We start from the raw sequence: 676 nt of genomic DNA on the forward strand, positions 1-676 counted from the left end.
AATCACAATCCCGCCGTGGGAGGAGATCACCGAGGGCGCCGACGCGGGCCAGCTCAACCTGCGCACGGCGCTGGGTCAATTGTTCGTGGCGGTGACGCAATCGGCGTATGCCGCTACCGGCGAACAACAGCAACGCATCGTCGACATCCTCAAAAAGGCCCGCCGCGAGATCTACACGCTGCTCGCCGAAGCCGATTGACAGTGATCGAGCCCCGGGCGAATCCGGGCGACCGAGTAGTTTGGCGTCGGTCGGGCACACCAACCATCCGGACCTAGGGGGTTAGTTTTCACATGCCGCTGAACCAACGGTTCCGGGGGATGCGTCCCGGCGTGAAAATTATCTCATTGGCTCAGCCGGTAACCCGACCGGTGTTGAGATTGCATCCAGGGTTGCGCATTTCCCTCGATTCACGACCCTAGCCGCAATCTCAACGCCATGGCAACGGATGCGGGCAGATTACCGACTTGTCGGCAAGGTGGTGTGCCTGTGCCGTTTGATGCACGACCGTCAACAAAATAGCTGGTAGAAAGCCACTGATAGGGTCTGGGTGTAGTTTGCAATATCTGAGGTGCCCAAATCAGTGGGGCGGGTCGCCGATTTCAAGGCCGCGGCGTCCAGATGGCATGCGTCAACTTAGCTACCGAACCCGCCGAAATCGCCGATGTTCTTGAGCAC

The 676-nt window shown here is 59.5% G+C and carries 1 pseudogene; it reads left to right on the forward strand.

The window, feature by feature from the left end:
• Positions 1-199: pseudogene (locus tag F6Q13_RS17280) on the forward strand (PadR family transcriptional regulator); the annotation flags it as partial.
• Positions 200-676: the final 477 nt, after the last annotated feature.

It is taken from the genome of Mycobacterium sp. (assembly GCF_008709575.1).
In the GTDB taxonomy this organism is placed as follows: Bacteria; Actinomycetota; Actinomycetes; order Mycobacteriales; family Mycobacteriaceae; genus Mycobacterium.